Origin of the sequence: Gordonia sp. QH-12 (genome assembly GCF_001578675.1) — a bacterium.
GTDB classification, from domain to species: Bacteria; Actinomycetota; Actinomycetes; order Mycobacteriales; family Mycobacteriaceae; genus Gordonia; species Gordonia sihwensis.
This window is the reverse complement of sequence record NZ_KQ969298.1, coordinates 22,326-35,007: the sequence shown is the minus strand read 5'-3', so window position 1 is coordinate 35,007 and position 12,682 is coordinate 22,326. Positions and strand designations below refer to the sequence as shown.

13 protein-coding genes are annotated in these 12,682 nt (G+C 69.3%); 8 read left to right on the top strand and 5 right to left on the bottom strand.

Annotated elements, in window-relative coordinates; translation table 11 throughout:
* Positions 1-5: 5 nt before the first annotated feature.
* Positions 6-983, top strand: coding sequence for an SDR family oxidoreductase (locus Y710_RS14695; RefSeq protein WP_006898248.1), 978 nt, complete (start codon positions 6-8; stop codon positions 981-983).
* Positions 980-1,540 (top strand): nucleosidase, encoded by a 561-nt coding sequence (locus Y710_RS14690; RefSeq protein ID WP_006898247.1) that lies wholly within the window; start codon positions 980-982, stop codon positions 1,538-1,540. The genes Y710_RS14695 and Y710_RS14690 overlap by 4 nt, the downstream gene beginning before the upstream one ends.
* Positions 1,541-1,577: 37 nt before the next feature.
* Here the strand turns inward: Y710_RS14690 and Y710_RS14685 are convergent, their stop codons facing one another.
* From Y710_RS14685 to Y710_RS14675, 3 genes are all read right to left on the bottom strand, one after another.
* A complete protein-coding gene (locus Y710_RS14685) occupies positions 1,578-2,708 on the bottom strand; it encodes a DUF6542 domain-containing protein (protein ID WP_062367783.1) in 1,131 nt (376 codons plus the stop codon).
* 91 nt (positions 2,709-2,799) lie between these two features.
* On the bottom strand, positions 2,800-3,879 hold the full coding sequence (locus tag Y710_RS14680; protein ID WP_062367782.1) for a DNA recombination protein RmuC: 1,080 nt from the start codon (positions 3,877-3,879) through the stop codon (positions 2,800-2,802).
* A 121-nt stretch (positions 3,880-4,000) separates the two neighbouring features.
* Positions 4,001-4,525, bottom strand: a complete 525-nt coding sequence (locus tag Y710_RS14675) for a methylated-DNA--[protein]-cysteine S-methyltransferase (RefSeq protein WP_231875755.1) — start codon at positions 4,523-4,525, stop codon at positions 4,001-4,003.
* Between the two features lie 185 nt (positions 4,526-4,710).
* On the opposite strand from Y710_RS14675, the gene Y710_RS14670 reads away from it, so the two are divergent.
* The 5 genes from Y710_RS14670 to Y710_RS14650 all read left to right on the top strand — a co-directional run bounded on the left by Y710_RS14670 (position 4,711) and on the right by Y710_RS14650 (position 9,588).
* Complete coding sequence (locus Y710_RS14670) at positions 4,711-5,997, top strand: AI-2E family transporter (RefSeq protein ID WP_006895777.1); 1,287 nt, start codon at positions 4,711-4,713, stop codon at positions 5,995-5,997.
* Positions 5,998-6,003: 6 nt separating this feature from the next.
* The gene (gene ychF / locus Y710_RS14665; RefSeq protein WP_006895779.1) at positions 6,004-7,083 is read left to right on the top strand and encodes a redox-regulated ATPase YchF; all 1,080 of its coding nucleotides are present in this window, start codon (positions 6,004-6,006) and stop codon (positions 7,081-7,083) included.
* 226 nt (positions 7,084-7,309) lie between these two features.
* Positions 7,310-8,311 carry a quinone oxidoreductase family protein gene (locus tag Y710_RS14660; protein WP_231875754.1) on the top strand — a complete coding sequence of 334 codons (1,002 nt, stop codon included), beginning with the start codon at positions 7,310-7,312 and terminating at the stop codon, positions 8,309-8,311.
* 64 nt (positions 8,312-8,375) lie between these two features.
* Positions 8,376-8,654: a putative quinol monooxygenase gene (locus Y710_RS14655; protein WP_062367780.1), complete on the top strand. Its 279-nt coding sequence runs from the start codon at positions 8,376-8,378 to the stop codon at positions 8,652-8,654.
* A 94-nt stretch (positions 8,655-8,748) separates the two neighbouring features.
* Positions 8,749-9,588: a class I SAM-dependent methyltransferase gene (locus Y710_RS14650; protein ID WP_062367779.1), complete on the top strand. Its 840-nt coding sequence runs from the start codon at positions 8,749-8,751 to the stop codon at positions 9,586-9,588.
* Between the two features lie 22 nt (positions 9,589-9,610).
* Here Y710_RS14650 and arr read toward each other — a convergent pair whose 3' ends face one another.
* Both arr and Y710_RS14640 read right to left on the bottom strand, forming a co-directional pair.
* A complete protein-coding gene (gene arr, locus Y710_RS14645) occupies positions 9,611-10,021 on the bottom strand; it encodes an NAD(+)--rifampin ADP-ribosyltransferase (RefSeq protein ID WP_062367778.1) in 411 nt (136 codons plus the stop codon).
* 67 nt (positions 10,022-10,088) lie between these two features.
* Positions 10,089-10,868: an alpha/beta fold hydrolase gene (locus tag Y710_RS14640; protein WP_062367777.1), complete on the bottom strand. Its 780-nt coding sequence runs from the start codon at positions 10,866-10,868 to the stop codon at positions 10,089-10,091.
* A 51-nt stretch (positions 10,869-10,919) separates the two neighbouring features.
* Here Y710_RS14640 and Y710_RS14635 point away from each other — a divergent pair, with 51 nt between their 5' ends.
* The gene (locus tag Y710_RS14635; protein WP_045539703.1) at positions 10,920-12,668 is read left to right on the top strand and encodes a GNAT family N-acetyltransferase; all 1,749 of its coding nucleotides are present in this window, start codon (positions 10,920-10,922) and stop codon (positions 12,666-12,668) included.
* Positions 12,669-12,682 lie beyond the last annotated feature (14 nt).

The following is a 12,682-nucleotide window of genomic DNA, read 5'->3' as shown; positions in this document are numbered from 1 at the left end:
GTGTCATGGGTCTCATGACATCGCTGAAACTTCCCAGCCTGCAGTCCGTCCGGGAGCTGTTCGTGGTGCCGACTCCCGTGCCCTCGCTTCATGATCGCAAAGTGCTGATCACCGGCGCCGCCAGCGGCATCGGCCGCGCCACCGCGCTGGCGGCCGCCGACGCCGGGGCGCAGCTCGTGCTCACGGACATTCAGGCCGACGCTCTCGACGCGGTGGTCGCGGAGATTCTCGATCGACGGGGCACCGTTCTCTACCACCGTGCCGGCGACGTCTCCGACTACGAGTGGGTGGCGGCGTTCGCGCGGGGCGTCGACGCGGAGGTCGGCGTGATGGACGTCGTCATGAACGTGGCGGGCGTGTCGGCGTGGGGGACGGTCGAGCGCTTGGAACACCGCCATTGGAAGAAGATGGTGGACGTCAATCTGATGGGCCCCATCCACATCATCGAGTCGTTCGTGCCTCAGATGGTCCGCCGCGGCACCGGCGGTCACCTCGTGAACGTGTCGTCGGCCGCCGGGCTGCTGGCACTGCCGTGGCACGCCGCCTACAGCGCCAGCAAGTTCGGTATCCGGGGCGTGTCGGAGGTACTGCGATTCGATCTCCGACGCCACAACATCGGAGTCTCGCTGGTGTGCCCGGGCGGTGTGGCGACTCCCTTGGTCGAGACCGTCGACATCGTCGGTCTCGATCGCGGCAACACCGCCATCCAGCGCGAGATCGCGGGTTTCCACAAGATCGCGGTCACGCCTGAGAAGGCGGCATCGGCGATCCTCCGCGGAGTCACCCGCAACAAGTTCATGGTCTACACCTCGTTCGACATCCGGTTCGGCTACTGGTGGGCGCGGAAGTTCGCGCTTCCCTACGAGGTGGTGATGCGCATCGCGAACAACCGATTCGACTACTTGGCGCGCCTCAGCGACCTCGCCTCCGCGGCAGGTGCCGCGGACCGGACCGGAACCGAGGCGTCGCGGCGCGCTGAGTGAGCGCGCCGGACGGGGTGCTGGTGGTCTCGGCCACCCGCGCCGAGGCCGCGCATGTGCCGCCGGGGGCCGATCTGCTCATCACCGGTATCGGGAAGGTTCGCGCGGCCAGCAAGGTGACGCACCGGCTGGCTGTCGGTGACTACCGCCGGGTGATCAACATCGGCACCGCGGGGGCGCTGCGCGACGGGCGCACCGGACTCTTCACACCTTCGCGAGTCATCGAGCACGACATCAGTGCCGCGGATCTCGCCGCAATGGGCTATCACACGGTTGACGAATGGGACGTGGCGGGCGGCGACGGCAGCGTGCTGGCTACCGGGGACACATTCGTGAACGATCCGCTGCACCGGGACCGGCTCGCGTTGCGGGCCGATCTCGTCGACATGGAGGGCGCGGCGATCGCTCACGTCTGCGCCGAGTACGGACTGCCTCTCCGCGTGGTCAAGGTCGTCACAGACAATGCCGACGACTCGGCGTTCGACTGGCCGCGGGCCATCGCGGCCGCGGCACGCGACCTCGGCGACTGGCTCGACGGAAGTCGGTTCGGCGAGATCTGAGGTCTCGACGCCCGGCCGGCTCGGGGCCGGTATCGACTCAGCGCTCGTCGGCGCCGGCCGTCAGGTCCTCGATCTGGCTCTTGTCCCGCAGCTGGCCCGCGGTGCGACGCGGACGGCCTTTGGGATCGCGCGGCGGGATGGTCTGCGGCGCGGCGCGGCGACGGGGTGCGTCGGCGGCTGCCGGCGAGGCGGCCGGAGCCGGTCGGGGCCGGGGCGCCGGGCGAGTCGGGGACGGAGCGGGGCTCTGCGCCGCTGCCGGCCGTCGCTGAGCGGCCGCGGGATCGGCGGAGGGCTTGGCGGCGGGCCGGGCGCCGGCAGCGCGCTGGGGCGCGGGCTTGGCCGGTGCGGCCTTCGACGCAGCAGCGGTTCGGGGGGCTGCGGGGGAAGTGGCTGCACGCTTGGTGGCCGCGTCCTTCGCGTTCGCGGAGCCCTTCGGGGCCGCCGCCGCGGCGGGCACTCGCTTGGTCGCGGCAGTTCTGCTCCTGGTCTCGCGCGTCGCTGCGTCCTTGGGCTGTGTGCCGGCCGCCGCGTCTCTCGTGGCCGTGCGTTTCGTCGCAGAGGTGCCTGCCGCACCGGTTCGCCGCGTTGCGGATGCCTTGGCCTGAGCGCCGGCCGCCGCCGGAGTGGCGGCGCGCTTGGGGGAGCCGGTCTTGCCCGAGGACCCGGAGCGGGGTGCGGTCTTCTTCGCGGGGGCGGCCCGCCGACCGGACTCGGCGGTGGTCGGACGCGACTTCCCGGTGAACTTGCCGAACACGGCCAGGCCCTGGGGGCGAGCCAGGAGCAATCGCGCCACCACAACGGCCAGGGTCAGGACGAAGGCCAGCAGGATCCATGGAAAGCTCGTCGCGATCGGCAGGATCACCTTCAGGACGATGTCCCGCATGCCCTGCGCGCTGTCGGAACTCAGGGTGTAGAGGGTGACGATGCCGACCACGAACGCGACCAGCGGCGGTTGTGCCGCCGCGGTGAACAGTGCTCGTTGCCGCACGCACAGTGCGGCCAGAACGCACCCGAGCAGGTAGCACACCTTGAACGCCCGGCCCAGTGACGATGACGTATCGGCGCTGATGACGGCGCCGAGAGTCGTGGCTCCGACGGCGATCAGAACGGCGCCCCACCAGGGCACACCCCGGATGGTGGGCAGGACGGACCGCTCGTCGGCGGGCACGGCAGAGCCGGCTAGCAAGCGCGAAAACACAACTAAACGGTACCGTTAACTCCGCCGATCGCCGTGATCCGAAGCCGTGAGTTTCCTGAATCTATCGGCTCGGTGATATTGATCTCACCACCGAATCGACGGGGCTGATCCCGTCGCTGACCCGCACCGACGGGTTGGCGGTACCCGAGAGGGCTTCCAGATCTGCGAGCTTGCGGGCGGTGACTCCGAGGCGACTGTCGATGGCTCCGACCGTCGAGTTGTACGACTCCACGGCCCGGCGCAGGGACGCACCGGTCTTCTCCAGGTGGCCGAGCACTTGGTCTATCCGCTGGTACAGCTGGCGACCGAGAGCATGAATGGTCTCGGCGTCCTCGGCGAGCGCATACTGACGCCAGCCCAGGGCGACGGTTCGCAGCAGGGCGATCAGGGTGCTGGGCGTGGCGAGCACCACGTCACGGGAGAACGCGTAGTCGAGGAGCCCCGGGTCGCCGCGCAGCGCAGATTCGAGAACCCCGTCGCCGGGCAGGAACAGAACGACGAATTCCGGCGACACGGGTTGTGCGGACCAGTACGACTTCGCGGACAGCACGTTCACGTGCGCCCGCACGGCCTGCGCGTGCCGGGCGATGACCTCGCGGTTGTCGGGGACTGCGCCGGAGGTCGATTCCAGGTACGCGTGCAGCGGCACTTTGGCGTCCACCGCGATCCGTCGTCCACCGGCGAGTTGAACCACCAGGTCGGGTCGCACGGCCCGGTCGGCGTCCGACTGCCCCTGTACCTGCGTCGCGAAATCGCAGTGCCGCGACATCCCGGACAGTTCGACGATTCTTTCGAGTTGGATCTCGCCCCAGCGGCCGCGAACGTGCGGTGCGTGGAGTGCACTTGCCAACTGGCTGGTCTGCTGGTGCAGTCGCTGCGAGGTCGCGTGCACTCCGCGCATCTGTTCGGCGAGGCCGGCGTAGGCGTGGGCACGTCCGGCCTCGCTCCGCCGCAGTTCCTCCGACAGCCGTCCGAGTGTCTCGCGCAGCGGACCCACCACGAGGTCGACCTCCGCGCCCAGCGACGGCCCGGGACGTTCGCCGCCGGAGTGATGTCCGCCCGTCGCCGTACCGCGGGCGAACCACCCGAGGAGTGCGCCGACGATGAGACAGAGCGGGCCGATGATCGCTGCTGGTGTCATGCCGCCATCTTGGCGCGAGCCTCTGACATCGATCCCGGGCGTCGATCCCGGCCTGGCAGCTCCCCGACGGCTCGAGGCGCACGGGCTACTCGTCGTCCGGACCGCGGCGTCGGTGGCCGGCTCAGTCTTCGAGGTCGGGCGGCGGCTCCTCACGAGCGAGAAGGTTCCGCTTGAGATCGAGCCCGTAGCGGAACCCGCCGAGACCGCCGCTCGTCCTGGTGACGCGGTGGCAGGGAACGAACAGGGCGGCGGCGTTGCGCACACAGCATTGAGCGGCGCCGCGGACCGCTGCCGGACGCCCCGCGCGTTCGGCGAGCTGACCGTAGGTGACCGGGTATCCCGCCGGCACCAGCCGCAATGCCGACCACGCCGCGGCGATGAACGGGCCCGCGATCTGACGCACCGCGACACCGGACGGAGCGGCGAAGTCGCCGTCGTAGTAAGCGGTCACAGCGTCGGCGACCGGGCCCGCCGGGCGCCGGCTGAGCTGACCACCGCGCAAGGCGGGAGCGATGAGCCCGGCGAGATACTCGGCCGACTCGGTCCAGCCGGCGGCGTGCACGGTGTCCGCGTCGTCGTACAGGACGGTGAACGGGCCGTCGGCGGTGGCGACGGTGGTCCAGCCGAGGGCTGGGGCTGTTGGCATGGTCATCGGACCTCCCGGTGTCGGCCGGCGAGGTGATGGACTCGCCGGGATCAGACTGACGTCTACTGAATTGGACGCACCGCACCGTGGTTCGGTTCCATTCCCGTCTCCCGGCGCGTACGACAGTCGGACGACCCCTCGCGCGGCGGACCGCGGATGTCGGAGGCGTATGTGAAGATTGGCGCGTGAGCGACCGAAACGACGAATCTTCGCCGGAACCCGACACCGGGACGAGCGACCGCGCCGACGCAGCCGCCGCGGAGCCGACCCCGGAGCGATTGCTGAACCCGGTCACCGGCAAGCCCTATCCGACGCGCGGCAGGGTGTTCCTGACGGGCCTGCGGTCCTCGTCCATCGTGTCCTTGCAGATGCTGCTGGTGATGGTGTTCCTGTTCGCGCTGCTGTGGGTGATGTCCAAGCTCTGGGTGATCCTGCTGCCGGTGATCCTCGGTATCGTCGTCGCGACGGTGCTGTGGCCGCCTGTCCGATGGCTGCTCTCGAAGCGGGTGCCGCCCGCGGCGGCGACCCTCGTGGTGCTGCTGGCGGCGATCGCGGTCATCGGCGGCGTCATCGGCGGCATCGTGCCGTCAGTCATCGACCAGGCGCCGCAGCTGGCCGATCGCGCCGTCGACGGTGTGCATCGGGTTCAGGAGTGGATCCAGGGTCCGCCGCTCAACGTCGGCGACGATCAGATCAATGCTCTCGTCAACGAGATCACCAGCAAGCTGCAGAAGAGCGCGACCACGATCGCCTCGGGTGTGTTCAGCGGAGTCGGCGTCGCGACCTCGGTGCTGGTGACGCTGTTCACGACCGTCGTCCTGGTGTTCTTCTTCCTCAAGGACGGGCCCAAGTTCCTGCCGTGGCTCAACCGCACGATGGGGGCCGAGGGGGCCGTTCACATCAGCGAGATCCTGCGGCGGATGTGGGAGACGCTGGGCGGCTTCATCCGAACCCAGGCCATCGTCAGCTTCGTGGATGCGGCCCTGATCGGCATCGGCCTGGTGGTGCTCGACGTGCCGCTCGCGGGAGTGCTGATCGTCATCACGTTCATGGGCGGATTCATCCCGATCGTGGGTGCCTTCGTCGCCGGTGCGCTCGCGGTGCTGATCGCGCTCGTGTCGAACGGGCTCACCTCTGCCCTGATCGTGCTCGGAATCATCCTGGCGGTGCAGCAGTTGGAGGGCAATGTCCTCTCGCCGTGGCTGCAGGCCAAGTCGATGAACCTGCACGCGGTCATCGTGCTGCTGTCGGTGACGTTGGGCGGCAGTCTCTTCGGCATCACCGGAGCGTTCCTCGCGGTGCCCGCGGCGTCGTGTCTCGCCGTCGCCCTGAGGTACATCCTCGAACAGATCGGCAGAGCCGCGGGCGATGAGATAGCCGCTGAGGACGAGGCGGCCCGGGCGGCGCAGCAGGAGTCCCGCAAGCGCAGGCGCGGGCCGGGTAGGTCGGGCGCGCAGACGCAGATAGACTGACCTCCCGTGAGTCTTACCCTCGGAATCGTCGGCCTGCCCAATGTCGGAAAGTCGACGCTCTTCAACGCCCTGACCCGTAACGACGTGCTCGCCGCGAATTACCCGTTCGCCACCATCGAGCCGAACGTCGGTGTCGTGGAACTGCCCGACGCGCGGCTCGACCGGCTCGCCGAGATCTTCGGCAGCGAACGGATCCTCCCCGCCGTCGTGTCGTTCGTCGACATCGCGGGAATCGTCAAGGGCGCATCGGAGGGCGAGGGCATGGGCAACCAGTTCCTCGCGAACATCCGCGAGGCCGACGCCATCTGCCAGGTGGTCCGCGTGTTCTCCGACGACGACGTGGTGCACGTCGACGGCCGCGTCGATCCGCGCGCCGACATCGAGGTCATCGAGACCGAACTGATCCTGGCGGACATGCAGACTCTCGAGAAGGCGATTCCGCGTCTCGAGAAGGAGGCGAAGAAGAACAAGGACCAGGCGGAGTCGCTTGACGCGGCCAAGAAGGCGCAGGCGGTTCTCGACAGCGGCAAGACGTTGTTCTCGGTGAAGGACTCGTTCGACCTGTCGTCGGTGCGCGAACTGCATCTGCTGACCGCCAAGCCGTTCCTCTACGTCTTCAACGCCGACGAGGCCGTTCTCACCGACGAGGCACGCAAGCAGGAACTCCGCGACGCCGTCGCACCGGCCGACTGCGTCTTCTTGGACGCCAAGGTCGAGAGCGAACTCCTCGAACTCGAGGAGGAGGACGCTCAAGAACTCCTCGACTCGATCGGGCAGGACGAGCCCGGTCTGCGTCAGCTCGCCCGCGCCGGCTTCCACACGCTCGGTCTGCAGACCTACCTCACCGCCGGTCCCAAGGAGGCGCGCGCCTGGACCATCCGCCAGGGCGACACCGCGCCCAAGGCCGCGGGCGTCATCCACACCGACTTCGAGAAGGGCTTCATCAAGGCCGAGATCGTGTCGTTCACCGACCTCGACGCCGCCGGCTCGATGAACGCGGCCAAGGCCGCGGGCAAGGTTCGCATGGAGGGCAAGGACTACGTGATGGCCGACGGCGACGTAGTCGAGTTCCGGTTTAACGTCTAGCGATAATGACGGGCAGTCCGGTTCGCTGGTGACACCCTCGGGTCACCAGCGTCGATCTCGGCTGGGGCGACCCACCCACGCAGGCACTCGTTCCCGACACCGTCCTTCCAACTGAAGAGGATGCGGCATCAAGCCCGGGGGCGCTGCACCTTCTGTGCGGCTTGCCCGGGTCCTCGACCACCATGAACATGGTTGAGGACGTCTACGCCGAGTGACGATCCGAGTGATGAACGGAGAGCAGATGACCGAGACGATGCGTGCCCTTGTGGCCGGACGCGGACCCGAGTGGATTCTCGCCGATGCGGTGCTTCCCGAGCCCGGTCCGGGCCAGGTGCTCATTCGCAACCGCGCCGCGGCGACCAACAACGCCGATCTCCCGATGCTGGCCGAGGCCGACCCCACCAGAGGCGGACACGGTCGTGAGTTCATCGCCGGATTCGAGTACGCGGGGGAGATCGCAGCTCTCGGAGAGGACGCCGGCGACTGGCAGGTCGGGGACCCGGTGATGGGCACCTTTCCGTCCGCGTTCGCGGACTACCTGATCGCCGACCACCGCTTCGTGCTGCCCCGTCCCGAGGGGTTGGCCGAGGACATCGCCTGCGCGTTGCCGACAGCGCTCCTCACCGAGTTCGGTGCTCTCACTGTCGCCGGGTTCGTGCCGGGGCGAAGTGTTCTCATCACGGGCGCGACCACCGGCATCGGCCTGGTCGGCGTGCAGATGGCGAAGGTGCTCGGCGCTTCTTCGGTCGTCGCGACCACACGTACCGCCGGCAAGCGTGAACTTCTCGCCGGTCTCGGCGCGGATACGGTGATCGTCACCGGCGACGAAGACCTGACGCAGGCAACACTCGCCGCGACCGGCGGCAAAGGCGCCGACGTCGTCCTCGACCATGTCGCCGGCGAGACCTTCGCGCAATGCCTTCCCGCGACCGCCGAGGACGGTCACGTCGTCAACATCGGTCGCCTCGCAGGTCCCGCGTCCACGATCGACCTCGACGCGTTGTCCTACCGGCACCTGACCGTCCACGGCGTCTCGTTCGGGTTCTCCCGCGACTGGGAGACCGTGCCGATCCTCGAAAGTCTGAGCGCTGACGTGCTGCCCGCAGTCGCCCGCGGCGAGATCCAGCCCGTCATCGACTCCGTCGTGGACGTCGCCGACTTCCAGCAGGTCGCAGAACGGCTTCGTTCAGGGAAGGCGGTCGGCAAGGCCGTCCTGGTATTCGGCTAGATGTGGTGCGCCCGATGACCTCGTCACGTGAGCAGCACTCGACCCGCAACGGAAGTCGTCCGGCATGACTGAGGTCGTCGTCAGCGGCAGGCTGATCTGCGGCGATGACGCGCAGACCGCGATCGTCGAGCGACTTCTGCCGCGACATGTCGAACTCACCCGGGCCGAACCCGGATGCGTCGCGTTCTCGGTGCTGCCGACGTCGGAGCCGGGCGTGTGGGCGGTCGACGAGACGTTCGTCGACGCGGCGGCGTTCCGAGCGCACCAGAGGCGGGTCGCGTCGAGCGAGTGGGGCCGGATGACCGCCGGAATCGAGCGCGTCTACACGACCCAGGGCAGCTGAGGCGGACCGGCACATCGACCGTCCTCGCGCCGTCCAGGGCCGTCGATCGGCGTGGCTGCTGGCATATCGGCCTTCTTCCTGGTAGTTAGTTGCGATGACAGAACAAGAATCGTCATTCAGCCGGACCGCACTCTTCTCCGCCGCAGCGCGCGCAGCGCACGCGCTCGTCGACAGCCCACCGCACTTGCTCGTGGACGACGCCGCTCAAGAACTGTGTCGGCTGACGAGTCCGTCGCCTCTCGATTTCCAGTTGGCGCAACCCGAGGCGCCCATCCTCGCCGCCGCGCGCCTGACCGCGTGCGCGCGATCTCGCTACGCGGAGACGGTGCTCGCCGAGACGGGAAACGACCAAGTCGTCGTGGTCGGCGCCGGTCTGGACGCCACTGCGCTCCGGCTCCCGACCGGCAGACACCGGGTGTGGGTGGTGGACCGTCCGGGAGTGCTGCAGTGGCGGGCGCGGCTGTTCGCACAGGCCGACCTCGCGGACACCGCGACAAGCGTCGCCGCTGATCTCGCCGACGGTCTGCGAGTAGGCGATCTCGAGAATGCAGGAGTCGACCTCACCCGCCCTGTCACCGTGCTCTGGCTCGGTGTCAGCATGTACCTCGCACCCGATGAGTGCCGCAGGTTCTTCGGCGACGTCAGCGCGCTGGCCGACGGATCCGCGCTCGTCTTCGACTACCACCTGAGCCGGGAACTGCGTGACGACGCCGGCCGCGACTACGCACGTGCGGTCGCGGCGATGGCGGGCGCGAGCGGTGAGCCGTGGCAATGCGCGGCGTCCCCGGACTCGGTCGCGCAATGGCTCACCGAGCACGGGTGGCGGGTGGAGGCCGATATCGACGAAGCGGACGTGACCGACGACGGCTTCTTCGACCGGCAGCAGTACTTGTCGCCGATGCGGCTGGTACGCCTCGTCCACGCGGTCCGGTGACGGTCCCTCGCGCCGCGCGACCTCAGTTGATGATCTCGCCGCCGCCGTGTTCGAGAGTCGCGGCCAGTCGCTCGCGCCAGGTTCGGAGCTCGTCCGCCGTGAGACGCTTCCAATCGGTGACCTCGCCGACCACGCGAAGCGGGTGGACGCTGCGATACGACCGGGTGGGATTGCCGGGGAATTTCTTGTCGGTGACATTCGGATCGTTCTCGAAGTCGCCGGTCGGTTGCACGAGGTAGACCCGTGGTTCGCCGTCGCCGGCCGCGAGTTCGGCGGCGAGGCCGGCGCCGTCTTGCAGCGCGGTGAAGTAGATGTGGTTCATCACCACTTCGGGACGGTAGTTGGACCGGAACCCGGCGGTGAGGTGGTCTCCGATGTCGAGGTCGGCCTTCGTCCCGTGAAAGTACGGTCCCTCGTCCAGCACGTCGTTCACCGAGTCAGGCTACCCGATCCGGTGCTGCCCGACTCGGTGGCTGACGGTCCGCGCTCAGCGTGCCGCGTCACCGTCGCTCCGCGACCTGTCGGTGCAGCAGGCTCGGCCACAGTGCCATCTCTGCCGGTGTGCGTGCCACGGTCAGAGTCGCGTGCGGCAGCAGGTCGACGAGCGCCTCCGCGGTCGACAGCGGATGTCCGGCGTCGTCGGTCCACGCCAGAATCGAGGTCGGGACGTCGATCGCCGCGACGTGAGCGGGCGAGGGGAGGTCGCTGAGGGCGGCGCCGCGCAGAACGGACGGCAGCAGGTCTGCGGCGACGGCCGGCACCGTCTCGCGGGTGCCCGCGAGCGCCGGGGGCCGGGGTGCAGTGCGTCCCGCGTCGATGAACGCGTCGATCCCCTCCGTCTCGACGGTGTCGGCGGCTGCCCGATACATCTCGGCCATCGCGGGCCGGCTGTCCCACGCGGTCGGTGGGATCACCAGCGTGAGCCCGGAGAAACGACCGGGATCGAGGACGGCGGCGTGCAACAGAGTGCCGGTGCCCATCGACGGCCCGACACCGTGCACCCGCTCGCCGGGGAACCAGGAGTCGAGCAGCCGCAGCAGGTCGTCGGCCAGCACCGGCCATCGATGGTCGCGGGGCTCCGGCCGCCCGGTCGACCGACCGTGCGCCCGCGCGTCGTAGCGCAGGAGGCGAGTGCCGCTGAGGCCGCGGCCCAGGTCGAGCCCCAGCGTCCGGTCGCGTGAGCGACTCGATGTGAGGCCGTGCAGCTGGACCACCGGCCACCCGTGCTCATCACTGAACTCGACGTCGAGGTCGGCTCCCGGAACGGTGAACGTCGTCATGGCTCTCCTCTGGGATTGCGGCCGCCGCGATGAGGGGTAGCGTAGCCGCTCATGCGGCTCACCAACGTCGGCCACCTCCGTCTCCCGTTCGGGCGACTGTACGGCTACGACGTCGCCGTGTCCGCTCCGGGAGACGACCTGCCGCTCTCCTTCGACCAGCGCAGGCACGTCGGTGCCGGCGACCGTCCGGGATCGTGGATGGCGCTCTCGTTCGAACTCGCCGAGACGATTCCGCGCGACCGCCTCGCCGACGCCTGGCTGCGGGTCGTCGACAGGCACGGGACGCTGCGGACGGTCGTCGTCGACGGCGGCGAGGGACCGCGCCTGCGTGAGGTCCGCATCGGCGCGGGAGCGTGGATCGAGCATCCGGTGGCTCCCGGCCAAGCCGTCAACGACGCGCTCCGGTCGGTGCTCGACGCGCACTGCAGGCCCTACTCGCGACCGTCCCACCGCCTGTGCGTGCTGGAGAAGGCCGCGGGTCCCACCGTGGTCGTGGCCGCCGACCACGCGCATGTCGACATGTGGTCGATGCTGGTGGTGGCGCGCGACCTGCTCGCCGCACTGGCCGGCTCGCTCGACGGCGAGGTGCCCGCGTTCATCGAGCACACTCGGGCGATGGCGAACCGGCCCGCGGCTCCGTCCGACGTCCGGACGCGATGGGCGCAGATCCTCGCCGCCGGCGGCGACGTGATGCCGCGCTTCCCGTTGCCGCTGGGCACGGCGGAACCGAGCGCCGAACGCGTGGAGGTCCGCGACGTGTTCGACGTCGACGACAGCGCCGCGTTCTCGGCGCAGGCTCGGGCCGACGGCGTGTCCACGCTCTCGGCCGCGGTGTCGGTGATGACGTCGGTGACGCGGGAACTGGCAGGAACGCCACTGCGCGCCGTGTTCCCCGTGCACAGCCGCTACGACGCGGCCTGGCACGAGTCGGTCGGCTGGTTCATCACCAACTCCGTCATCGAATCGTGCGACCCCGCCCCGTCGGCCTGCGCCGAAGCCGTCCGCGAGGCGGTCCGCCTCGGATCCTGGCCGCTGCGAGAGATTCTGGAACCGTGGGGCGGTGACATGCCCGAGGCACCCGGGATGTTCGCGGTGTCGTGGCTCGACCTGCGCCGGCTGCCGGTTCGGATCGATTCGGCGCGGATCGACGCCCAGTACGTGGGCGCCGTGATCCGAACCGACGGTGTGATGCTGTGGTTCATCCTCGACGAGGCCGGCCTGCATCTGCGGTGCCGCTATCCGGACACCGCGGAGGCCAGGACCAACGTCGGCGGGTGGCTGGATCTGCTCGTCGCGCGCCTGCAGGAGAGGTCACGATCGTCCGCGGGCGACGTGCTGCGCGTGAGCGGTCGGACATTCCGCGTTCAGCGGGCGCGACGGTCGGACGTCCCGGCGATCGTCGACCTGCTCTCCGACGACGAGATCGGGCGCGATCGCGAAGGCGCCGAACTGGAACGGTACGAAGCGGCGTTCGACGTCCTGGTCCGAGACCGTGCCCACTACCTCGCTGTGGTCCGGGACGAGCGGGATCGGACCGTCGCGACGATGCAACTGACGGTGATCGGCGGCCTCTCGCGCGGCGGCACCACGCGGCTGCAGATCGAGGGTCTCCGCGTCGCCGAAGCAGAGCGCTCCCGCGGACTCGGGAGTGCGATGCTCGATTGGGCGCACGCTCACGGTCGCGCGCACGGGGCACACCTGGCCCAACTCGCCACCGATGAGGCGCGCATCCGTGCGCGTGCCTTCTACGCCCGGGCCGGTTACCGGGCCGAGCACGTCGGTCTCAAACGAGAGCTCTGAGCCGTCGGGGCCGG